Annotated in this window: 19 protein-coding genes; 9 read left to right on the top strand and 10 right to left on the bottom strand. The window is 68.7% G+C overall.

Features of this window, described 5'->3' with window-relative positions; all coding sequences use genetic code 11:
- The first annotated feature begins 43 nt into the window (after nucleotides 1-43).
- The 6 genes from VHAB30_RS27440 to VHAB30_RS27415 all read left to right on the top strand — a co-directional run bounded on the left by VHAB30_RS27440 (nucleotide 44) and on the right by VHAB30_RS27415 (nucleotide 8,139).
- Nucleotides 44-745, top strand: coding sequence for a 3-oxoacid CoA-transferase subunit A (locus VHAB30_RS27440; RefSeq protein WP_159279283.1), 702 nt, complete (start codon nucleotides 44-46; stop codon nucleotides 743-745).
- Between the two features lie 5 nt (nucleotides 746-750).
- Nucleotides 751-1,392 carry a 3-oxoacid CoA-transferase subunit B gene (locus tag VHAB30_RS27435; RefSeq protein ID WP_174250304.1) on the top strand — a complete coding sequence of 214 codons (642 nt, stop codon included), beginning with the start codon at nucleotides 751-753 and terminating at the stop codon, nucleotides 1,390-1,392.
- A gap of 33 nt (nucleotides 1,393-1,425) precedes the next feature.
- The gene (gene pcaF / locus VHAB30_RS27430) at nucleotides 1,426-2,631 is read left to right on the top strand and encodes a 3-oxoadipyl-CoA thiolase (RefSeq protein ID WP_070062661.1); all 1,206 of its coding nucleotides are present in this window, start codon (nucleotides 1,426-1,428) and stop codon (nucleotides 2,629-2,631) included.
- The gene (locus VHAB30_RS27425; protein ID WP_159279281.1) at nucleotides 2,631-3,608 is read left to right on the top strand and encodes a Bug family tripartite tricarboxylate transporter substrate binding protein; all 978 of its coding nucleotides are present in this window, start codon (nucleotides 2,631-2,633) and stop codon (nucleotides 3,606-3,608) included. Before pcaF ends, VHAB30_RS27425 begins: the two co-directional genes overlap by 1 nt.
- 56 nt (nucleotides 3,609-3,664) lie before the next feature.
- Nucleotides 3,665-4,678: a Bug family tripartite tricarboxylate transporter substrate binding protein gene (locus VHAB30_RS27420; protein ID WP_159279280.1), complete on the top strand. Its 1,014-nt coding sequence runs from the start codon at nucleotides 3,665-3,667 to the stop codon at nucleotides 4,676-4,678.
- Between the two features lie 350 nt (nucleotides 4,679-5,028).
- The gene (locus tag VHAB30_RS27415; protein ID WP_159279279.1) at nucleotides 5,029-8,139 is read left to right on the top strand and encodes an autotransporter outer membrane beta-barrel domain-containing protein; all 3,111 of its coding nucleotides are present in this window, start codon (nucleotides 5,029-5,031) and stop codon (nucleotides 8,137-8,139) included.
- Between the two features lie 20 nt (nucleotides 8,140-8,159).
- Here VHAB30_RS27415 and VHAB30_RS27410 read toward each other — a convergent pair whose 3' ends face one another.
- From VHAB30_RS27410 to VHAB30_RS27390, 5 genes are all read right to left on the bottom strand, one after another.
- Nucleotides 8,160-8,579 carry a ribbon-helix-helix domain-containing protein gene (locus VHAB30_RS27410; protein ID WP_070062657.1) on the bottom strand — a complete coding sequence of 140 codons (420 nt, stop codon included), beginning with the start codon at nucleotides 8,577-8,579 and terminating at the stop codon, nucleotides 8,160-8,162.
- A 76-nt stretch (nucleotides 8,580-8,655) separates the two neighbouring features.
- Nucleotides 8,656-9,234, bottom strand: coding sequence for a DJ-1/PfpI family protein (locus tag VHAB30_RS27405; protein ID WP_139704853.1), 579 nt, complete (start codon nucleotides 9,232-9,234; stop codon nucleotides 8,656-8,658).
- Between the two features lie 127 nt (nucleotides 9,235-9,361).
- On the bottom strand, nucleotides 9,362-10,216 hold the full coding sequence (locus VHAB30_RS27400) for a carbohydrate ABC transporter permease (protein ID WP_095948089.1): 855 nt from the start codon (nucleotides 10,214-10,216) through the stop codon (nucleotides 9,362-9,364).
- Nucleotides 10,213-11,103 carry a carbohydrate ABC transporter permease gene (locus VHAB30_RS27395; RefSeq protein WP_159279278.1) on the bottom strand — a complete coding sequence of 297 codons (891 nt, stop codon included), beginning with the start codon at nucleotides 11,101-11,103 and terminating at the stop codon, nucleotides 10,213-10,215. Before VHAB30_RS27395 ends, VHAB30_RS27400 begins: the two co-directional genes overlap by 4 nt.
- A gap of 91 nt (nucleotides 11,104-11,194) precedes the next feature.
- Nucleotides 11,195-12,418 (bottom strand): ABC transporter substrate-binding protein, encoded by a 1,224-nt coding sequence (locus VHAB30_RS27390; protein WP_070062654.1) that lies wholly within the window; start codon nucleotides 12,416-12,418, stop codon nucleotides 11,195-11,197.
- Nucleotides 12,419-12,748: 330 nt separating this feature from the next.
- Here VHAB30_RS27390 and VHAB30_RS27385 point away from each other — a divergent pair, with 330 nt between their 5' ends.
- The 3 genes from VHAB30_RS27385 to VHAB30_RS27375 are packed head-to-tail and all read left to right on the top strand — an operon-like array spanning nucleotide 12,749 to nucleotide 16,231.
- Nucleotides 12,749-13,537 carry an SDR family oxidoreductase gene (locus VHAB30_RS27385; protein WP_390904059.1) on the top strand — a complete coding sequence of 263 codons (789 nt, stop codon included), beginning with the start codon at nucleotides 12,749-12,751 and terminating at the stop codon, nucleotides 13,535-13,537.
- Between the two features lie 36 nt (nucleotides 13,538-13,573).
- Complete coding sequence (locus VHAB30_RS27380; protein WP_159279277.1) at nucleotides 13,574-14,770, top strand: ABC transporter ATP-binding protein; 1,197 nt, start codon at nucleotides 13,574-13,576, stop codon at nucleotides 14,768-14,770.
- Nucleotides 14,771-14,788: 18 nt separating this feature from the next.
- Nucleotides 14,789-16,231, top strand: coding sequence for an aldehyde dehydrogenase family protein (locus VHAB30_RS27375; protein ID WP_216850753.1), 1,443 nt, complete (start codon nucleotides 14,789-14,791; stop codon nucleotides 16,229-16,231).
- Between the two features lie 33 nt (nucleotides 16,232-16,264).
- Here the strand turns inward: VHAB30_RS27375 and VHAB30_RS27370 are convergent, their stop codons facing one another.
- The 5 genes from VHAB30_RS27370 to VHAB30_RS27350 form a co-directional block, all read right to left on the bottom strand.
- A complete protein-coding gene (locus VHAB30_RS27370; protein ID WP_159279275.1) occupies nucleotides 16,265-17,221 on the bottom strand; it encodes a LysR family transcriptional regulator in 957 nt (318 codons plus the stop codon).
- 46 nt (nucleotides 17,222-17,267) lie between these two features.
- Nucleotides 17,268-18,752, bottom strand: a complete 1,485-nt coding sequence (locus tag VHAB30_RS27365; RefSeq protein ID WP_159279274.1) for an N-acyl-D-amino-acid deacylase family protein — start codon at nucleotides 18,750-18,752, stop codon at nucleotides 17,268-17,270.
- A gap of 19 nt (nucleotides 18,753-18,771) precedes the next feature.
- Complete coding sequence (locus VHAB30_RS27360; protein WP_159279273.1) at nucleotides 18,772-20,079, bottom strand: alanine racemase; 1,308 nt, start codon at nucleotides 20,077-20,079, stop codon at nucleotides 18,772-18,774.
- Nucleotides 20,076-21,071, bottom strand: coding sequence for an ABC transporter ATP-binding protein (locus tag VHAB30_RS27355; RefSeq protein WP_159279272.1), 996 nt, complete (start codon nucleotides 21,069-21,071; stop codon nucleotides 20,076-20,078). Before VHAB30_RS27355 ends, VHAB30_RS27360 begins: the two co-directional genes overlap by 4 nt.
- On the bottom strand, nucleotides 21,071-21,549 hold a 479-nt coding region (locus VHAB30_RS27350; protein WP_174250301.1), incomplete at its 5' end, for an ABC transporter ATP-binding protein. The genes VHAB30_RS27355 and VHAB30_RS27350, both read right to left, overlap by 1 nt.

Raw genomic sequence — 21,549 nt, 5'->3', positions numbered from 1 at the left:
TCGCACCGTTCGGTTTCTTCCTTCACTCCCGGAGACAGGCTTCATGATCAACAAGATCGCGCGCTCGGTCGCCGATGCCCTGGCAGGCATCCAAGACGGCGCCACGGTGCTCATCGGCGGTTTCGGCACCGCCGGCATTCCAGGCGAACTCATCGACGGCCTCGTCGAGCAGGGCGCCAAGGACCTCACGGTCGTCAACAACAACGCAGGCAACGGAGAGACGGGCCTGGCGGCGCTGCTCAAGGCCGGGCGCGTGCGCAAGATCATCTGCAGCTTTCCGCGCCAAGCCGACAGCCAGGTGTTCGACGGCCTGTACCGCAGCGGCAAGATCGAACTCGAACTCGTGCCCCAGGGCAACCTCGCCGAACGCATCCGCGCGGCGGGTGCCGGCATCGGCGCCTTCTTCTGCCCCACGGGCTACGGCACGCAGCTCGCCGGCGACCGCGAAACCCGCGAGATCGACGGCGTGCAGTACGTGCTCGAGTACCCCATCCACGGCGACGTGGCGCTCATCAAAGCCGAGCGCGGCGACCGCTGGGGCAACCTGGTCTACCGCAAGGCCGCGCGCAACTTCGGCCCGGTGATGGCCATGGCCGCGAAGAAGACCATCGCCACCGTGCACGACATCGCCGAGCTCGGCACCCTCGACCCCGAGACCATCGTGACTCCGGGCATCTTCGTGCACCAGGTGGTGCGCATCGAACGCGTCGCCACGCAAGCGGGTGGCTTCAAGAAGGCAGCATGACCACCATGGCATACACCCGTCGCACCAAAGACCAGTTGGCAGCCCGCGTCGCACAAGACATCTTCGACGGCGCCGTCGTCAACCTCGGCATCGGCCAGCCCACGCTCGTGGCCAACCACCTGCCGCAGGGCCGCGAGGTCATCCTGCAAAGCGAGAACGGCATCCTCGGCATGGGCCCCGCGCCCGAGGCCGGCGAAGAAGACTACGACCTCATCAACGCCGGCAAGCAGCCTGTCACGCTGCTGCCGGGCGGCTCGTTCTTCCACCATTCGGACAGCTTCGCGATGATGCGCGGCGGCCACCTCGACATCTGCGTGCTCGGCGCGTTCCAGGTGTCGGCCACCGGCGACCTGGCCAACTGGCACACCGGCGAGAAAGACGCCATTCCCGCGGTCGGCGGCGCGATGGACCTGGCCATCGGCGCCAAGCAGACGTGGGTCATGATGGATCTGCTCACCAAGCAGGGCGCGAGCAAGCTGGTGCAGCAGTGCACCTATCCGCTCACCGGCATCGGCTGCGTCAAGCGCGTCTACTCCGACCTCGCCACGCTCGAATGCACGCCGCAGGGCCTGAAGCTCGTCGACACCGTCGAGGGCCTGAGCCGCGAAGAACTCGAAAAGCTGGTCGGCCTTCCGATCGCTGCCTGATCCCATCCAAGTCATCAGAGAGAGACACATCACATGACCAATCAAGCCTTCATCTGCGACGCCGTCCGCACCCCCTTCGGCCGCTACGGCGGTTCGCTCAGCAGCGTGCGCACCGACGACCTCGGCGCCGTGCCCCTGCGTGCACTGATCGAGCGCAACAAGAACGTCGACTGGCAGGCCGTGAGCGACGTGCTCTACGGCTGCGCCAACCAGGCCGGCGAAGACAACCGCAACGTCGCGCGCATGTCGGCGCTGCTCGCGGGCCTGCCGATCGAAGTGGGCGGCGGCACCATCAACCGCCTGTGCGGTTCGGGCCTCGATGCACTGGGCACCGCCGCGCGCGCCATCCGCGCCGGTGAAGCCGGCCTCATGATCGCTGGCGGCGTCGAGAGCATGAGCCGCGCGCCCTTCGTCATGCCCAAGGCCGAGAGCGCCTTCAGCCGCAACAACGCGGTGTACGACACCACCATCGGCTGGCGCTTCGTCAACAAGCTCATGAAGGCGCAGTACGGCGTCGACTCGATGCCCGAGACGGCCGAGAACGTCGCCACTGACTACAAGATCGAGCGCGAAGCGCAAGACCTGATGGCGCTCAACTCGCAGCTGCGCGCCGTCGCTTCGCAGAAGTCCGGCTTCTTCGATGCCGAGATCGTGCCCGTGAGCGTGCCGCAGAAGAAGGGCGACGCCCTCATCGTCAACAAGGACGAGCATCCGCGTGACACCACGCTGGAGGCGCTGGCCAAGCTCAAGCCCATCGTGCGTCCCGACGGCACCGTCACCGCCGGCAATGCCAGCGGCGTGAACGACGGCGCCTGCGCGCTGCTGCTGGCCGATGAAGCCAGCGCCGCCAAGCACGGCCTCACGCCGCGCGCCCGCGTGGTCGGCATGGCCACGGCCGGCGTCGCGCCGCGCATCATGGGCATCGGCCCGGCGCCTGCCACGCAGAAGGTGCTGGCGCTCACCGGCCTCACGCTCGACCAGATCGACGTCATCGAACTCAACGAAGCCTTCGCCGCACAAGGCCTCGCCGTGCTGCGCCTCCTGGGCCTGAAGGACGACGACGCGCGCGTGAACATCAACGGCGGCGCCATCGCCCTGGGCCACCCGCTCGGCGCCAGCGGCGCACGCCTGGCCACCACCGCGGTGAACCAGTTGCACAAGGGTGGCGGCCGCTACGCGCTGTGCACGATGTGCATCGGCGTGGGGCAAGGCATTGCCGTGATCCTGGAACGCGTCTGATGGCGCTCGCCCGACGCGAGCTGCTGCTGGGCCTGCTGGCCGCAGCGGGCCTGCCCGCGCATGCGCAGCAGAGCGATGCAAAGCCGATCCGCATCGTCGTGCCCTTCGCGGCCGGCGGCGGCAACGACGTGTTCGCGCGCCAGATGGCCAAGGGCCTGGGCGAGGTGCGCAAGTCCGGCGTCATCGTCGACAACAAGCCCGGCGCGGGCGGCAACCTCGGCACCGAGCAGGTGGTGCGCAGCACGCCCGACGGCAGCACGCTGCTGCTGGGCCACACGGGCACCGTGTCGATCAACCCTGCGCTGTACAAGGGCCTGAAGTTCGACGCCCGCAAGGACCTGCTGCCCGTGGCCATGTTCGCCTCGTCCGCGCTCGTGCTCGTGGTGCCTGCGGCCTCGAAGGTGCGCAGCGTGGCCGACCTCGTCAAGGAGGCCAAGGTGCGCCCGGGCCTGCTCGACTACGCATCGAGCGGTAGCGGCACCGGCGGCCACCTCACGGGCGAGCTCTTCGCGCAGCGCACCGGTACGAAGATCAATCACATTCCCTACAAGGGCACCAACCCCGCGCTCACCGACCTCGCGGGCGGCCAGGTGCAGATGATGTTCAGCGTCATCCCGCCCGCGCTCGCGCTGGTCAAGGGCGGGCGGCTGCGCGCCATTGCCGTCACGGGCGCCAAACGCCTGCCGTCGCTGCCCGACGTGCCCACCGTGGCCGAGTCGGGCCTGCGCGAACTCGCGGGCTTCGAGAGCACGCTCACCTACGGCATCCTCGCGCCGCGCGGCACGTCCGACGCGTTCGTGAAGACGCTGTCGGCGCAGATGCTGCAGGTGGCGGGCGGCGCCGAGTTCCAGTCGCGCCTGGACGTGGAGGGCGCCGTGCCGCTGCTCGGCGGGCCGGCCGACTACGCCGCGCTCATCGCGAAGGAAAGCGCGCTGTGGGCCGGCATCGTCAAGGCCTCGGGCGCGTCGGTCGACTGAGCGGCGACGCACCGCTTCCCACCCATCAACGATTCATCAAACCGGAGACTTCCCTCATGTCCTTCTTCCGTTCGTCGCTTTCGCGCCGCGCCATCGCAGCGGCCGTGCTGGCCCTGACCGCCGGCGGCCTGCTGCCGCTGACCGCTTCGGCACAACAGCAGCCTGCGGCCTTCCCGACCAAGCCCGTGCGCATCATCACGCCGTTCCCGGTCGGTGGTGGTCCGGACGGCGTGGCTCGCCTCGTGGCCGACAAGCTCTCGCGCGCCTGGGGCCAGCCGGTGGTGGTCGAGAACCGCCCGGGCGGCAACGGCTTCATCGCCATCGACGCCTTCAAGCGGGGTGCGAAAGACGGCCACGACATCATCGTTCTGGACAACGTGCACCTGGCCGCGTACCCGGCGCTGTTCAAGAAGCTGCCCTACGACGCATCGAAGGACTTCGACGCGCTGCTGCCGCTGTTCAAGACCTACTTCTTCTTCACCGTCGCGACCAACAGCAAGTACAAGACCGTGGGCGACCTGATCGCCGACGCCAAGGCCAACCCCGGCAAGCTCGACTACGGCTCGTGGTCGGTCGGCAACCCGGTGCACCTGGGCTCGGAACTGTTCGAGTCGGCCACCGGCACGCAGATGGAGCACGTGATCTACAAGGAGACCACGCAGCTGTACACCTCGGTCGCCACCGGCGAGCTGGCCTTTGCGCTGGGCAGCAGCGCCACCGCCGGCCCGCTGCAGCGCGCCAACAAGCTGCGCTTCCTGGCAGCCGCAGCGCCCCAGCGCGTGGCCGCCTTCCCCGACGTGCCGACCGTGAGCGAATCGGGCGGCCCGAAGGGCTTCGAGGTCATCGGCTGGAACGCCATCGCCGTGCCCAAGGGCCTGCCCGCCGCGGTCACCGACAAGATCAAGCGCGACATCGAGAAGGGCCTGGCCGAACCCGACGTGCTGGAGAAGTTCAAGAGCTTCGGCTACGAGCCGTTCCCGACCACGCGCCCGCAGTTCGACCAGTTCGTGGCGACGGAGACGAAGCGCTTCACGGACGTGATCCGCAAGGCGAACGTGTCGCTGGACTGACGGCGCGCGCCCCGGGCGCATCCGCAACGAACAAGGCACCCGCGAGGGTGCCTTTTCTTTTGGGCGCTGCGCCAAGGGCGAGAGATTGTGCTGTCCAAAAGTCACATGTTACGTATAGATACGCGACAGGGTAGACCGTCTACCGAAGGGCCTGACAGAGGCGGAGTGGCCCCGCATGGGGCGGTCGCTCCCGTTTCAGGGTAGCCCCTTGCAGGGATACGCGTAACCGGCACCCGTTCTTACATTTTTGACTTGCACATCCGAAATCGTCGCCGTGGGGAGGAGCAAGCCATTGCTGCTGCACACGGAGGTCCACCTGCTCAGTCAGTGAACGAAGAGGGAGTTGAGTCATGAACAAGATCTTCCGAACCCTGTGGAGTCCCACCGCCGGCACCTGGGTGGCCGCGCCGGAAATCGCGCGTGGCCACGCGCGATCGTGCAGCGGGGGCGGCGTGCGCGCGGTGGCTGCAGCGGCGGCAACGGCGGCGCTGTGGGTCTGCGTCGTGCCGGTGCTCGCGGCCGGCGGTGCGGGTGGCCAGCCGGTCGGTGACGCGTCGCTGAACGCGGGCACGGGCGGCAGCGACGGCACGGGCGGCAGCGGCGGGCTCAACGACACCACGGTCAATGCCTTCGGCGGCGCGGGCGGATCGTCCACGCCGGGCGGCGTCACGGCGGGGGCCAACGCCAGCATCGGCGGCTTCGGCGGTGCCACGCCGGGCACCGGCGGCGCGGCCGGCGCGGCCAGCACACCAACCGGCCCCGGGGCGTTCCAGGGCGACGCCGGCGGCGCGGGCCAGGCGCAGACCGGTGACGCGGCCAACGGCAACGGCTATGGCGGGGGTGGCGGCGGTGGCTTCCAGGGCATGTCGATCGCCAACAACGTGGCCAATTCGTCCGACAGCTACACCGGCGGCATCGGTGGCGCGGGCGGCAACGGGTACTGGGCAGCGGGTGGTGGCGGCGCGGGCGGCTACGGTTCGATCCTCAGCGGCCCGCTCGGCAGCTACACGGCCACGGGATCTTCCACGGGCGGCGCCGGCGGCAAGGGCGGCGACGCCTTCTCGCAGGGCGGCGGCGGCGGCAGCGGGGGCGGCGGGTTCTACCTGAACGCGACCAACCCGGGGCTCAGCTTCACCAACACCGGCCCCCTCACGGGCGGGGCGGGCGGTGCCGGCGGGGCCGAACTGGCGCCCGCCCGTTCCAACGCCTCGGGCGGTGGTGGCGGCGCAGGGGGCATCGGCGCGACGTTGGCGGGTGTCGCCGTCACCGTCAACAACTCCGGCGCGATCACGGGCGGTGCGGGGGGCGCGGGCGGTGCGGCCGGCGGCGGTGCGGGCGGCACCGGTTCACCGGGCGGCGGCGGCGACGGCGGGGCGGGCCTCGCGTCGACCGGCGCGGGCGCAACCCTCACCAACACCGGCACCATCGCCGGTGGGGCGGGCGGCGCTGGCGGGGCCAACAGCAACGGCGGACCGAGCGGTGCCAACGGCGTGGGCGGCGTCGGGGTGACGGGCGCGAACCTCGCGTTGACCAATGGCGGAACCATCTCGGGCGGCCTGGGCGGCGACGGCGTCACGCGCGCTGCGGCGGTCGCATTCACGGGCGGCACCAACAGCCTCACGCTGAACACCGGCTCGTCGATGACGGGCGCGATTTCGATCGGCGCGGGCGCCATCGCCAGCGTCATCGCGGGCGCCGGCGGCCTCAGCGTCAACAACGCCCTGCTGCTGGGCGGCACGGGCACCATCGACACCAACGGGAACGCCCTGACGTGGACCGGCGCGATCTCCGGCGCCAGCGATCTGGTGAAGATCGGCGCGGGCGTGCTGACGCTCAGCGGTGCCGACACCCACTCGGGCGCCACCAACGTCGCGGCGGGCACCCTGCGCGCGGGCGCGGCCAACGTGCTCAGCAGCGCGAGTCCCTTCACCGTGGCCACCGGCGCGACGCTCGACCTGGCCGGCAACAGCCAGACCCTCGCATCGATGGCCCACAGCGGCACCGTCTCGCTGGTGGGCGCGGTGCCGGGCACCACGCTCACCGTCAACGGCCCGTGGGTGGGCAACGGCGGCACGCTGCGGCTGGGCACCGCGCTGGGCGGCAGCGCGAGCGCGAGCGACCGGCTCATCCTGAGCGGCGCCACCGCCGTCGCCAGCGGCACGACGAATGTGCAGATCACCAACCTGGGCGGCCTGGGCGCACTCACCACCGGCAACGGCATCGAAGTGATCAGCGCCCTCAACGGCGCGACCACCACTGCGCAGACCACCAAGAGCGCGTTCGTGCTGGCCGGCACGCACGTCGATGCGGGCGCCTACGAGTACCGGCTGCATGCGGCCGACGCGGCCGGCGCGGGCGAGAACTGGTACCTGCGCTCGACCGCTGCACCCGTGACGCCCGTGACGCCTGTCCCGCCCGTCACGCCGCCTGCCGGCGGTGGCGGCTCGGGCACTGGCGGCACCGGCGTCGTGCCCGTGTTCGCCGTGCCCACCTACCGCGCCGAAGTGCCGCTGTACGCCGCGCTGCCCGAGCAGCTGCGCCAGTCCAGCTTCGCGATGCTCGGCAACAGGCGCCTGCGCATGGGCGAGGACCTTGTAGCGGGCGCAAACCCGGCCAAGCCCACGCAGGGCTACCGCGAGGCGTGGGGGCGCATCATCAGCACCGACCGCACCATCGCGCAGGGCGGCACCGTGAGCCCCACGAGCAAGGGGCGCCTCACGGGCTTCCAGGCCGGCACCGACCTGTGGGCCAACCCCGACTGGCACGCGGGCGTGTACGTCGGCCAGCTCGACGGCGACATGCGCGTGAACGGCTTTGCCAGCGGCCTGGCGAACCTCGGCGTGGGCACCAACAACCAGAAGAGCGAGTACCTGGGCGCCTATGCCACCTGGAAGCACGCCAGCGGCGTGTACGTCGACGGCGTGCTGCAGGCCGGGCGCCACCGCTACACCGCCAGGCCCACGCTGGGCTTCTCCCGGGGCGGCAAGGGCAACAGCCTGCTGGCGTCCATCGAGGTGGGGCAGTCGATTCCCATCGCGCAGAACTGGACCGTCGAGCCGCAGGTGCAATTGGTGCACCAGCGGGTGAGCCTGGGCGACACGGGCATCTCCGGCGCGCTCGTGCAGCAGAACAGCCACAACGGCTGGCGGGCACGCGCCGGCGTGCGCGTGAAGGGCGAGTTCGTCACCAGCGCCGGGGTGCTGCAGCCTTATGTGCGGGTCAATTTCCACCGCAGCAGCCGCGGCACCGACGTCACCCGCTTCGTCGGCCCGGCCGGCTTCACCGACATCGCGACGCGCACCGGCGGCAGCAGCACCGAGCTGGCGGCGGGGGCCACGCTGCAGGTGGCCGAGAACACGAGCGTGTATGTGGAGCTGGGCAAGCTGTGGTCGGGCTCCGGCGGCGACTCGCGCATCAAGAGCGGGGTCAATGCGAGCGTCGGCGTGAAGATGCGCTGGTGATCTCGTGCGCCGGGCGGCGTCTACGCATGCCGCCGCGCGGCGGCGTGGAGCGTGTGCACGCGGGCCTCGCCGGGCTGCGCAGGCGAAGGTCGCCCCCAACCCTGCGGCAGTTCATGCAGCACGGCGTTCGCATCGAGCGAGCGGATCGCGACCGAGGTGTCGGCCGGAATCCGCCCCTGCGCCACCATCGCCTCGTAGCGCAGCGCGCACACGCGCAGGAACGACGCGAAGTTGCCGACCTCGCCGCGCGCCGCCACCAGCTCGTCGTACAGCCGCTCGATGAGCTGCACCACGGCCATGCCGTCGCGCTGCGCGATCTCTTCGAGCACCTGCCAGAACAGGTTCTCGAGCCGGATGCTGGTGACCACGCCGTGCAGCCGCACCGAGCGCGTGCGCGCGTCGTAGCTTTGCGGATCGGCGCTGATGAAGACTTCGCACATGGGCCATCTCCTCGAGAGGCGGGGGTGAATCGGGGCGACGCGGCACTGTAGCGCCGCCCGCGTCCATCCGTTCAGGTCAGTGTTCGATGCGGGTGCCGAGCACCACCAGGAACTGCGACAGCCACGCCGGATGCGCCGGCCAGGCCGGTGCCGTGACGAGGTTGCGGTCGGTCACGGCCTGGTCGACCGGGATGCCCATGTACTCGGCGCCGGCCAGTTCCACCTCGACCTGGCAGGCTGGGTAGGCCGACACCTTGCGGCCCTTGATGAGGCCCGTGGCCGCGAGCAGCTGCGCGCCGTGGCAGACGGCGGCCACCGGCTTGTCGGTCGCCAGGAAGTGGCGCGCGATCTCGACCACGCGGGGGTGCATGCGCAGGTACTCGGGCGCGCGGCCGCCGGGGATCACGAGCGCGTCGTAGGCCTCGGGACGCACCTCGTCGAAGCTGGCGTTCAGCGTGAAGCGGTGGCCCGGCTTCTCGCTGTAGGTCTGTGCGCCTTCGAAATCGTGGATGGCGGTGTGTACCCAGTCGCCGGCCTTCTTGTCGGGCGCCACCGCATGCACGGTGTGGCCGACGGCCAGCAGGGTCTGGAACGGCACCATGGTTTCGTAGTCTTCGGCGTAGTCGCCGCAGAGCATCAGGATCTTGCGAGCCATCGGGTTTGTCTCCTTCGGATGAGGTGTAGCGAAACCGGCCGGCGCAGGGTGCGCGCCGGCCGTGGCCGCATTATTCGAAGGGGGCGGGCGCAGCGGGTAGCAGCGGGCTGTGATGCCGCTGCGGTCGCTATTTGACCGAGCCTGCGGTCAGGCCCTGCACCATGTAGCGCTGCATCCACGCAAACAAAATGGCGACCGGGACCACGGCGCAGATGGCGGCGGCCATCACCAGCTCCCACTGCACCACGTACTGGCCCGCGACCATGTTGGTGACGAGCACGGTCAGCGTCTGCTTCTCCGTGGAGCGGATCAGCGTGTAGACCACGGCGAACTCGTTCCAGGCATTGACGAAGGTGACCAGCGCCGTGACCGCCATGGCCGGCAAGGCCAGCGGCAGGAACACCTTGCAGACCGTGCGCACCGGGCCCGAGCCTTCGAGCCAGGCCGACTCCTCCAGGTCGCGCGGAATGGTCTCGAAGTAGGAGGTCATCATCCAGACGGCAAAGGCAATGCCGAAGGCGCCATAGGCCACCACCACGGACAGGCGCGAGTCGGTCATGTTGCCGCCCTCGAACCAGGGCAGGCTGGCCGCCATCTTGAACAGGCCCACCACCAGCAGCACGGGCGAGATCATCTGGGTGATGAGCAGGAACTGCCGGTAGCCGCCCTGGCCGCGAAACTTCAGGCGCGCCAGCGCGTAGGCGGAAGGCACGCTGACGGCAATCGTCAGCACGGTCGCAGAGAGCGACACCAGCAGGCTGTTCAGCAGCGCGCGCCCGAAGCCGGTCTGCGTCCACATGGCGGAGAAGTTGCTCCACTGCCACTGCTGCGGCAACCAGCGCGCCGGATAGACGTAGATCTCGGACGCCGGCTTGAGCGCCGTGAAGAACATCACCGCGAGCGGAAAGACGACCACGGCCACCAGCGGCGCGAGCAGCAGCCAGCACCAGAGGCTGCGCACGAGTTTGTCGGGGCGGATCATGCGGCGGCCTTCGCGGACTGGCGCTTTTGCAGGCGCAGGTAGAACACGGTGAAGGCCAGCAGCAAGGCCAGCATCACGAGCGAAATGGCGGCTGCCTCGCCGGGGCGGCCCATACGAAAGCCCAGCTGGTACAGCCAGGTGACGAGGATGTGCGTGGCGTTGTCCGGCCCGCCCTGCGTCATGATCCAGATGATGGGGAACGAGTTGAAGACGTAGATCACGTTCAGCACGATCGCCATGTGGATGAAGGGCTTGAGCAGTGGCAGCGTGAGCCGGCGAAACTGCTGCCAGCGCGACGCGCCTTCGATGCCGGCCGCTTCGTAGATGTCCTGCGACACCGACGACAGGCCACCAAGAAAGATGGTGACGGTGAAGGGGATGGACACCAGGATGCCCACGCCCACCTCGACCCAGAAAGCGAGCTGTCCGTCGGCCAGCCAGTTGATCGGCTCCTGGATGATCCCGACCATCGCGAGGCTCGCATTGACCATGCCGTACTGGCCGTTGAAGGACCAGGTCCAGACGATGGCCGTCATGGTCAGCGACACCGCCCAGGGCAGCATCACGATCGTGCGCGCCACGCCCCGGCCATAGAAATCCTGCTGCAGGATGAGCGCGATCGGCACAGCGCACAACACGGCACCGCCGACCACGCACACGGTCCATTGCACCGTGCGCCACACCACATGGGCGAACACCGGATCGGTGAACACGGTGCGAAAGTTGTCCAGGCCGTTGAAGGCCCGCAGCAGGCCGAAGCGCGAGATGTCGTGCACCGACTGGAACACCAGGGTGGACAGCGGGTAGGCCAGGATGAAGAGGGTGAGCAACAGGCTCGGCGCAATCAGCCCCCAAGCCAGGGCAGGGCCTCGAACGGGATTCTGCATAGGTCGATTCGATCGGATAGGCGTGGTTGGGCGTGGTGCGACACGCGGAAAGCCGGCGCAGCCCGGCGGCTGCGCCCCGGGGCTTGCTGGCTTACTTCTTGTTGAGCTTGGTGTTGGCTTCGGCCGCGGCCTTGTCCAGCGCCGCCTTCGGTTCCGCCTTGCCCTGGTAGATGGCCTGCAGCGCGTTGGTGACGGCCTGCGCCGAGTCTTCCCAGCCGGCGACCAGCGGGGCGAAGCGTGCGTTGGGCAGCAGGGTCACGAACTCGGAGAGCACCGGGTCGTCCTTGAACACGGGGTCGTTGGCCACCTCTCGCGTCACCGGCATGAAGCCTTCGCCCTGGTCGAACTTCAGCCGCGCGGTTTTCGAGAACATGAAGTTCAGGAATTTCTGGGCGGTTTCCTTGTTCTTCGAGGTCTTGAACATCATGATCGAATCGGTCACGCCGAAGGTGATGTCCTTGCCGCCATTGGGCACGCCGGTGATGCCGTATTTCAGTTGCGGCGCGTCCTTGGCGATTTCCTTGGCCAGCGGCGGCAGCGAAATGACCATGCCCAGGCGCCCCTGCTTGAACAGGTTGTGCAGGTCGTAGCGCGTGTTGCCGGCCACGCCGGGCTCGGTCAGGCCCTGGTCGATCATGCTTTTGTAGAGCGTGGCGGCTTTCACGCCGGTCGGCGAATTGAAGGCGGCCTTGTTGCCCGCATCCAGCACGTCGCCGCCCATGCTCCACAGCGCGTAGTAGAAATAAGTGTCGGTATCCAGGTCTTTGCCCTGAATGCCGTAGCCGTAGGCGCCCGTGGCCTTGATCTTTTTCGCGGCGGCAATCACGTCGTCCCAGGTCTTGGGGCCATTGGGAAAGCCTGCCTTGCTCAGCATGTCCTTGTTATAGAACATGGCGCGCACGCTGGCCGCAATAGGCAGCGCATAAGGCTTGCCATTGATATTGCCGGCTTTCAGGAAAGCCGGAATGAATTGGTCCTTGAACGCCGCATTGGCGTAATTGTCGACCGGCTCCACCAGGCCGTCGTTCACGAAATCGCCCACCCAGCGGGTCGCGACGTGGGCCAGGTCGGGCGGGTTGTTGCTGGCGATTTCCGCCTGCAGTTTCTGCTGCATGTTCTCCCAGCTTCCCACCTCGACCTTGACCTTGTCTCCCGGGTTGGCCTTTTCGTAGTCCCGGGCCAGCGCCTCCAGCCAGGGGCGCGTGTTGTCGCTGTAGCTGGACATGGCGATGCGGATATTTCCCGCCTGGGCCGTGAGGGAGGAAAGACCCAGAAGAATTGCACCTGCCAATAGAGTTGTATTTCGTTTTTTCATATTTAATTCCTCGTGAAGTGATTGAAAATTAATTGAATACACGTCGGGATCTGCTGCGATCAATGCTTGCGCTTTTTTATCTTACGAGTCGGTCGAATGGCGCCATAGATAGAGCTAACCCTCGATTTCTAAAAAACAGAACCCTGCCTGCGAAATATTGAAGGACAAATTCCCGTGGCGTCCTGTACGCTTCAAAATTCGAGCTCGAATTGCGCGCGGTAATTCATTGCCGCCCGGTCGGGAGAGGTATTGGCAATTCACAGGGCGCATTGCGTGGACACATCAATTTCGACTCCGTCTCCTGTTCATCCCCACGCGCCGTCCCGGCGCGTGACGCTGGTCACGGGCGCCGCGGGCGGCATCGGCCAGGCCCTGTGCCGCCGCGTGCTGCAGGCCGGCGACCGGCTGATCGCGCTGGACCACGACGCGGGCGCGCTGGAAGGCCTGGCGGCCGTGTTGGCCGGGCAGGGCGTGAGTGCCGACGATCTGGCGCGGCTGCATCCTTTGGTGGCGGACGTCACCGACTGCGCAGGCCTGTGCGACAAGGTGGCCGCGGCCGTCGCCACGGTCGGGCCGGTGGATGTGCTGGTGTCGAACGTGGGCGCCGCGCGCGGGCCGACGGTACGCAAGACCACGCCGCAGGACTGGCAGGCCGACATCCAGCTCAACCTGAATGGCGCGTTCCATTGCGTGGAGGCGGTGCGCCGCGCCATGGTCGAGCGCCGCAGCGGGCAGCTGGTGCTCATCGGCTCGGTCAACGCGCTGACCACGCTCGGCCACCCGGCCTACAGCGCGGCCAAGGCCGCGCTGGTCAGCTACACCCGCTCGCTCGCGATGGAGCTGGGCGCCTACGGCATCCGCGCCAACATCGTGCTGCCGGGCACCGTCAAGACGCCCGCCTGGCAGGCACGGGCCGACAAGAACCCGCAGGTGTTCGAGCAGCTGAAGAAGTGGTACCCCCTGGGCGATTTCGCGACACCGGACGATGTGGCCGATGCCGTGCTGTTCCTGGCGTCGCCTGCCGCGCGCGTCATCACCGGCGTGGCGTTGCCGGTGGACGCGGGCCTCATGGCGGGCGTCCTGCCCATGGCCCGCGAGATCACCGTCGAAGACTACTGAGCCAGCGATTCACTTCCACAAAGACAAGGAGACCCCATGGCTCAGGTTCAACTCAAGCAACTGCGCAAGGATTTCGCGGGCGTGCCCGTCGTGCACGGCATCGACCTGGACATTGCCCACGGCGAGTTCGTCGTGCTCGTCGGCCCCTCGGGCTGCGGCAAGTCGACGCTGCTGCGCATGATCGCGGGGCTGGAGCCCATCAGCGGCGGCGAGCTGCGCATCGGCGGCGCACGCGCCAACGACCTGTCGCCGCAAAAGCGCAACATCTCGATGGTGTTCCAGAGCTATGCGCTCTACCCGCACCTGTCGGTCTACGAGAACATCGCCTTCGGCCCGCGCACGCGCGGCGAGGCCGAAAGCGACTTCCGCCCGCGCATCGAAAAGGCCGCCAGCCTGCTCAACCTCACGCCCTCCCTGGACCGCCTGCCGCGCGCGCTCTCGGGCGGACAGCGCCAGCGCGTCGCCATGGGCCGCGCCGTGGTGCGCGAGCCCGCGCTGTTTCTCTTCGACGAGCCGCTGTCCAACCTGGATGCGCAGCTGCGCGTGCAGATGCGCGCCGAGATCAAGGCCCTGCACCAGCGCCTGGGCAACACCATGGTCTACGTCACGCACGACCAGGTGGAAGCCATGACCATGGCCGACCGCATCGTCGTGATGCGCGCGGGCCGGGTGGAGCAGGTCGGTGCACCGCTCGAGCTCTACGACCGCCCGGTCAACCGCTTCGTGGCGGGCTTCATCGGCTCGCCCGCCATGAACTTCACGCAGGGGCAGGTGCATCGCGCACACGGCCGCACCTGGCTCGCGCTGCCCGACGGGCAGGCCTGGGACTTGCCCACGTCCGGGTGCACGCCGCTGCTGGCCGATGGACAGCACGTGCTGCTGGGGCTGCGGCCCGAGCACCTGCAGTTGGCTCCGGAGGGCCTGGCGTTGCGCGTGATCCTCACGGAGTCGACGGGCGACAAGACGCAGATCTACGGCACCGTGGCGGGCAGCGAGACGCCCTGGTGCGTGTCCGTGCACGACCGCGTGGCCCTCAAGCCTGGCGACCTCGTGCACCTGCAGGTCCGCGAGGCCGCGTCGACCCATTGCTTCGATGCACAGACCGAGCGCCATGTGGGCGTCGCGGCCCCGGCGCCGGCCGGGTACAGGCCGTCCGCGTCCAGCGTGGACGCGCGTGCCGGCGGCAGTGACGGCCAGCGCCATGCCGCGTCGATCGCGTATTCGTACGGCTAGGCCATGCGCAACCACTGCATGTCCGAAGTCGAAACGGGCAACCACATCGGCGGGCGCTGGTCGACCACCGCCGACACCCTGCCGGTGGTCAACCCGGCCAACGGCGACACCATCGCCACCGTGCCCCGTTCGGGCCGCGAGACGGCGGACGAGGCAGTGGCCGCCGCCAAGGCCGCGGCCAAGGCATGGGCCGCCACGCCCGTGTTCGAGCGCGCCGCGATGTGCATGGCGATCGCGGCCGAGATCGATGCCGCGCGCGAGGCCCTCGCGCACACGCTGTCGTGCGAGCAGGGCAAGGTCCTGGCCGAGGCGTTGGGCGAGGTCGCCAAGGCCGCCGACGGCTTCCGGCTCGCCGCCGAACTCGTCAAGCAGATGGGCGGCAAGACGCTGCCGGCGGAAGACCCGGGCAAGCTCGTCATGACGCTGCGGCAGCCGCGCGGCGTGTATGGCGTCATCACGCCCTGGAACTTCCCGGTCAACATTCCGGTGGAGTACATCGCTCCCGGCATCGCCACCGGCAACACCCTCGTCTGGGTGCCTGCGCCGTCCACTGCACTCGTGGCCTGCGCGCTCATGGCGGCCATCGAAAGGGCAGGCCTGCCTGCTGGCGTTCTCAATCTGGTGATCGGTGAGGGCGCGACCGTGGGCGATGCGGTGGTGGTGCATCCGGACGTGACCGCCATCGCCTTCACCGGCAGCACCGCGACGGGCCAGCGCATCGCCGAGCGGGGCGCCGGAAAGCCCCTGCTGCTCGAGCTCGGAGGCAATGGCCCCCTGATCGTTTTCGAGGACGCCGACCTCGATGCGGCAGCCGCTGCAGCGGCAGGCGGCGCGTTCTTCAATGCCGGGCAGGTGTGCGCGGCGACAGGGTGCGTGCTGGCCCATGCCAGCGTGGTGGACCGCCTGTGCGACAAGCTGGTCGCCAAGGCCGCCGAGCAGGTGCTGGGCGATCCCCTGCATCCCGCGACGACCATGGGGCCGCTCAACAACGCCCAGGTGGCGGCCAAGGTGCGCGCGCATGTGGACGATGCCGTTGAACAGGGTGCACGCGTGCTGTGCGGCGGCCGCGCGCGGCCGGACCTGGGCAGCGACCTCTTCTTCGAACCCACCGTGGTGCGCGACGTCACGCCCGCCATGCGGCTGTGCCGGGAAGAAACCTTCGGCCCCGTCGTGCCGGTCATCGCCTTCCAGGATGAAGCGCAGGCCCTGGCGCTGGCCTTGCAGAACGACTACGGACTCTCGGTGGGCGTCTTCACGCAAGACATCGGCCGCGGCATCGCCATGGCCAAGGCGATTCCCGCCGGCATCGTCAACATCAACGCGGGCACCACCTGGTGGGAAATCCACCTGCCCTTCGGCGGCGGCTCTGGCAAGAAGAGCGGCATCGGCCGGCTGGGCGGCATGCACACGCTGGAGGCGATGACCGAGATCAAGATGATCACGGTCACGCTGCCGGGTTGAGCCTTTCGATGCCGACGATCCCGCGCGCCGGAACTAGTCCGGCTTTCCCCTGGCGGGCGTGCGAGCGGCGGCGCGCCCCGGCTTCACGGGCCGCTGCCACCCTTGCATGTAGGCGATCAGCGACTGCGACAGGTGATTGGCCGCGAGCGACAGCCGCCGGGAATAGCTCGCCACCAGCGTGGCGCGCGCCGAGCGCAGCGACGCATCGGTGAGCGGAATGGCCACCACCTTGCCGGCCTCGATCAGCGGCGCGACCACGTCGCTCGGCTGGAAGGTGATGAGGTCCGACTCCGCGACCAGCCGGCTCGCGAAGGACAGGGAATTCGTCTCGACCGCAATGTTCAGCTTGAACTTGCCTTTGGAGCTGACGCGGTCGACCAGCTGGCGCAGGCCGAAGGAGCGGTCGGGCAACGCCAGCGGCGCGTCGGCGACTTCCGCGAGCGTGCAGCTGCGCTGTTGTGCCAGGGGATGCTGCGTCGAAGCGATCACGCACAGCGGCTGCTCGATCTTCTGCAGCTCGATGAGGTCGGGGCGCGGCGAGGCGCCGAACAGGATGCCCAGGTCGTACTTGTGCTCCGCCACCGACTCGCCCACCGCATGCGAGCCCATGAGATCGAGCGAGAAGGTGATGCCCGGGTGCGTGCGGATGAAGCTCGGCATGAAGCTGGTGAGCAGGCCGTGCAGGATGCCTTCCACGCACCCCACCCGCACGTGGCCTTTGGCCAGCGTCTCGTACTCGTGGATCTGGCCCTTCAGGTCGGCCAGCTGCGTCTTGTTGTCCTGCGCATAGCGCAGCAGCAGTTCGCCGGCCGCGGTCAGCGCCATGCCCCGTGCATGGCGCTCGAAGACGGGCACGCCCAGTTCGTCTTCCAGCAGCGCGATCTGCCGGCTCACGGCGCTCTGGGCCACGAAGAGCTTTTCCGCCGCCACGCGCACGGAGCCGAAGGCCGCGACCTCGTAGAAGTACCGAAGGGTGGTGGATTCGATCATGCGTGCACTCTACGGGATGGCGGGGAAGGGGCGCGGCGACGTTCAGTTAGTTCGCGGCGCGTGCCTGCCGTGTCAGCATGCGCCCCGCGCGCGCGAGCACGCGCGCCTCGCTCGCACCGCGGTACGCGAGCACGCCGTTCACGAACACCCGTTCGATCCCTTCGCTCACGCCCAGCGGCTGGTCGTAGGTCGCGGTGTCGGTGATGGTCTCGGGGTCGAACACCACCACGTCGGCCATGGTGCCGACGCGCAGCAGGCCGCGATCGGCGATGCGCAGGTTGCGCGCCGTCATGCCCGTCATCTTGTGCACCGCCTGCTCCAGCGTGAAGAGCTTGCGCTGGCGCCAGTAGCGTGCGAACACGCGGGGGAACGCGCCCCACAGGCGCGGGTGCGGATGGCGGTCGTGCGGCAGGCCGTCGCTGCCGATCATGCTGCGCGGATGGGCGATGACGCGCTCCACGTCTTCTTCCTGCATCAGGAAATAGCACGCACCGCCGGGCTTCAGGCGCAGGCTGGCTTCCTTCTCCGTCGTGCCCCATTCGCGTGCGATATCGGAGATCAGGCGCCCGGTCATCTCCGGGTGGGGCTCGGACCAGGTCAGCAGCACGTCGATGACGCCGTCCACCATGTCCTCGCGCAGCACGGTGGAACCGGCCACGTAGGGATACACGTCCATCGCGATCTCCTGGCGCTGCGACAGGGCGTCGATCAGCGGCAGCGTCTCCTTGGTGCGGCCCCAGTTGGCGGGGCTTGCGCATTTGTGGTGCGAGATGATCAAGGGCACGCCGGCCTCGAACGCCGAGTCGCCGGCCTCATGCATCGCTTCGATGATCTGCTGCATCTCGCTGCGCAGGTGCGTGGCGTACACGCCGCCATGGCGTGCCACGACGCGCGCGAGCGCGGTGACTTCTTCGGCCGGCGCAGCAAAGGCTTCTTCGTAGAACAGGCCCGATGACAGGCCGTGCGCGCCGGCGGCCATGCAGTCGTCGAGCAGTGCGGCCATGTGTGCCAGTTCGTCGCCGTTCGCGGGCCGGTCGAGTGCCTGCATGGCCGCGAAGCGCAGCGTGGTGTGGCCTACGAGCGCGGCCACGTTGAGCGCAGGCTGCACCGCATCGACGGCGGCGCGGTACTCGGCCATGGTTGCGTGCTTGAACGAGTCGGCACCCAGCAGCGTGAGCGGCGGCTTCGACTGCGGCGTGCGGTACGGTGCCAGCGAGATGCCGCAGTTGCCCGTGACCACGGTCGTGATGCCCTGCGACACCTTGGGCAGGCACAGCGGATCGCGCAGCACGATGGCGTCGTCATGCGTGTGCGCGTCGATGAAGCCGGGCGCGATCACCTTGCCGCGGCAGTCGACCACGTCGACGTCGGCGATGTCCAGCCCTGCTGGCAGCCGCGTGCGCAGGCCTTCGCCTAACGCGAGGATGCGGTCGCCCTGCAGCAGCACGTCGCCGGGCCACGAAGGGCCGCCCGAGCCGTCGACCACGAGGCCGCCTTCGAGCAGTGTCGCGCTGTTCTTCTGTGTGTTCATGGGGGAGGCGTCGTCTTGCTCAGAAATGGATCACGACCGCATCGCTCACGCGGTAGTCGTTCTCGACCACGGGCATCCAGTGCCATTTGTCGAAGGTGGTGCAGGGGTGCGAAATGCCCAGGCCCACGCGGTCGCCGACGACCGGTGCCTGCGCTTCGTCGTTCGCGTCCCAGCGCAGGTAGGCGTGCTGGTCGTTCAGTGCGGTGACCTTCCAGCTGGCGGGCACAGCGTGCGACTGCAATGCACCGCGTGCCGCGTGCGCAATGGGGATGGGCATGGACATGTCGAAAGAGATGTCGCGCTTGCCCACCGACAGGATCGCCAGTCCCGGCTCGGGCCGCGACTGCACGTTGGCCCAGACCTCCATCGCCGGCGTCAGGCCCTCGCCGCATTCGCAGCCCAGGCGCTCGTCGACCACGTTCACCATGCGCTTGTAGAAGCCATGGTCGTGCGTGACGTAGCAGCCCGAGCGCAGCAGGCCACGCACCGGCGCACCCAGCGCGGGCTTCAGGCGCCCGGCCACGAGGTCGAAGATGGCCGAGCCGCCGGCCGAGACCAGCACCTCGTCGGTCTCGAAGAGCTGATGCGTGTCGCAATGGCGGGCCACGGCTTCGATCCGGTCCATCAGGGCCTTGGCAAAGGCGGTGTCCTGTTCGGTGGACCCGGTGGCATTCAGGCCCTCGTAGCTCTCGATGCCCACCAGCTTCGCGGCGCTGCTGGCACGCACCGCGCTCGCCACGGCGACCGCTTCCGCATGCGTGCGGCAACCCGTGCGTCCGCCGTCGATGCCGATCTCGAGCATGACTTCAAAGGGCACGCTCGCAGGGTTGCGTTTCGACCAGTCTTCGATCAACGCCAGCTGCGCGATCGAATCGACCAGAAACACCACACGCAGGTCCGCATGGTCGGCCAGCAGCAGCTGGATGCCCGCGAGGTCTTCGTCGCTCACGACCTGGTTGGCGATCAACGTGCGGCGCGCGCCGGCAGCCACCCCCACCGCCAGCTGCGTGACGGTGGCAAAGGTCAGGCCCCAGGCGCCGGCATCGAGCTGGCGCTGGAACAACTGCGGCGACATGGTGGTCTTGCCGTGCGGTGCCAGGTCGATGCCCCATTCGCGCACGCGCGCCTGCATCCACGCCAGGTTGTGCTCGAGCGCCTCGCGCTTGAGCACGGCCAGCGGCAGCGGCAGGTCGCCGGCCAGCACGTTCCAGCCGGCCGCGCCGACTTCACTGCGCAGGCGCGGCGGCTGGGTGCGCGGGTAGCCCTTGAAACGGTCGCTGAGCAGCGGGTCGATGAAGTCTTGGGTAGCAGAAACGGTGTCGGTCATGGTCGTGCAACGGCGATGTGGGAGAGCAGTTCTTTGCGGATGCAGGCGCTGTAGTGTCCTGCGGAAACCTCATCCAGGCTGGGTACCGTCTGCGCGCAGGCCTCGATGGCATGCGGGCAGCGCGTGCGAAACACGCAGCCCGAGGGCGGCGAGATCGGGCTGGGAATGTCGCCCTTCAAGGCGATGCGCTCGGTCGCCATCTCGGGGTCGGGCTTCGGGCTCGCAGCCAGCAGCGCCTGGGTGTAGGGGTGCGAGGGGTTCGCGAACAGCTCCTCGGTGGTGGCCACTTCCATCACCTTGCCCAGGTACAGCACCACCACGCGGTCGCACAGGTACTCGACCACATCGAGGTCGTGCGAGATGAAGAGCATCGTCAGCCCCAGGCGCTCGCGCAGGTCGGCCAGCAGGTTGATCACCTGCGATTGAATCGACACGTCCAGCGCCGAGAGCGGCTCGTCGGCCACGATGAACTCGGGCTCCACGGCCAGCGCGCGCGCCACGCCGATGCGCTGTCGCTGGCCGCCCGAGAACTCGTGCGGAAAGCGGCTCGCATGCTCGGGGCGCAGGCCCACGGTTTCGAGCAGCTCGGCGATGCGCTTGTCGCGCGCCGCCGCGCCCTTGTGCAGGCCGTGCGTGGACAGCGCCTCGCCCAGAATGGCGCTGATGCGCATCTTCGGGTTCAGGCTGGCGTACGGGTCCTGGAAGATGATCTGCAGCTTGCTGCGCAGCTTGCGCATGCGCTCGCCGGAAAGATCTCCGATGTCGTCGCCCCGGTACAGCACCTGGCCCTCGGTGCGCTCGACCAGGCGCAGCACGGTGCGCCCGATGGTGCTCTTGCCCGAGCCCGATTCGCCGACCAGGCCCAGCGTCTCGCCGGGGTGAATCGCGAAGGACACGTCGTCGACTGCGCGCACGGGGCGCTCGCTGCTGCCGAAGTATTTTTTAAGCCCGCGGACTTCGATGAGGGGCGAGGAAGAAACAGCGGTGGTCATCATGCAGCCCTCGCGAGCGGTTGGTCGGGCTGCACGCGCACACAGCGCGCCTGGCGGTCTTGCCGAATGTCGATCAGGGGCGGCATGGCGTCCTTGCAGCTCGCCAGCGCCTGGTCGCAGCGCGGCTCGAAAGCGCAGCCGGGCGGCGGCGCCAGCGGGCTCGACACCTGCCCGCGGATGGCGAACAGCCGCTTGGGCTTCGGTTGCCCAGGAACCCGCGCCTTGCCCGGCAGGCAGGCCAACAGGCCCTGCGTGTACGGATGCTCAGGCTGCGCGAACAGCGGCCGCACCGGCGCACGCTCAACCACGCGGCCCGAGTACATGACCACCACGTCGTCGGCATGGTGCGCGACCACGCCCAGGTTGTGCGTGATGAACAGGATGCTCATGCCCGTCTCGGCCTGCAGCCGGCGCATGAGTTCGAGGATCTGCGCCTGGATGGTCACGTCCAGCGCCGTGGTGGGCTCGTCGGCGATCA

The sequence above is a fragment of the Variovorax boronicumulans genome (assembly GCF_009811375.1).
Lineage (GTDB): Bacteria > Pseudomonadota > Gammaproteobacteria > Burkholderiales > Burkholderiaceae_C > Variovorax > Variovorax boronicumulans.
Note: the sequence above shows the minus strand (reverse complement) of the source record. Positions and strands in the feature narration are given on the sequence as shown.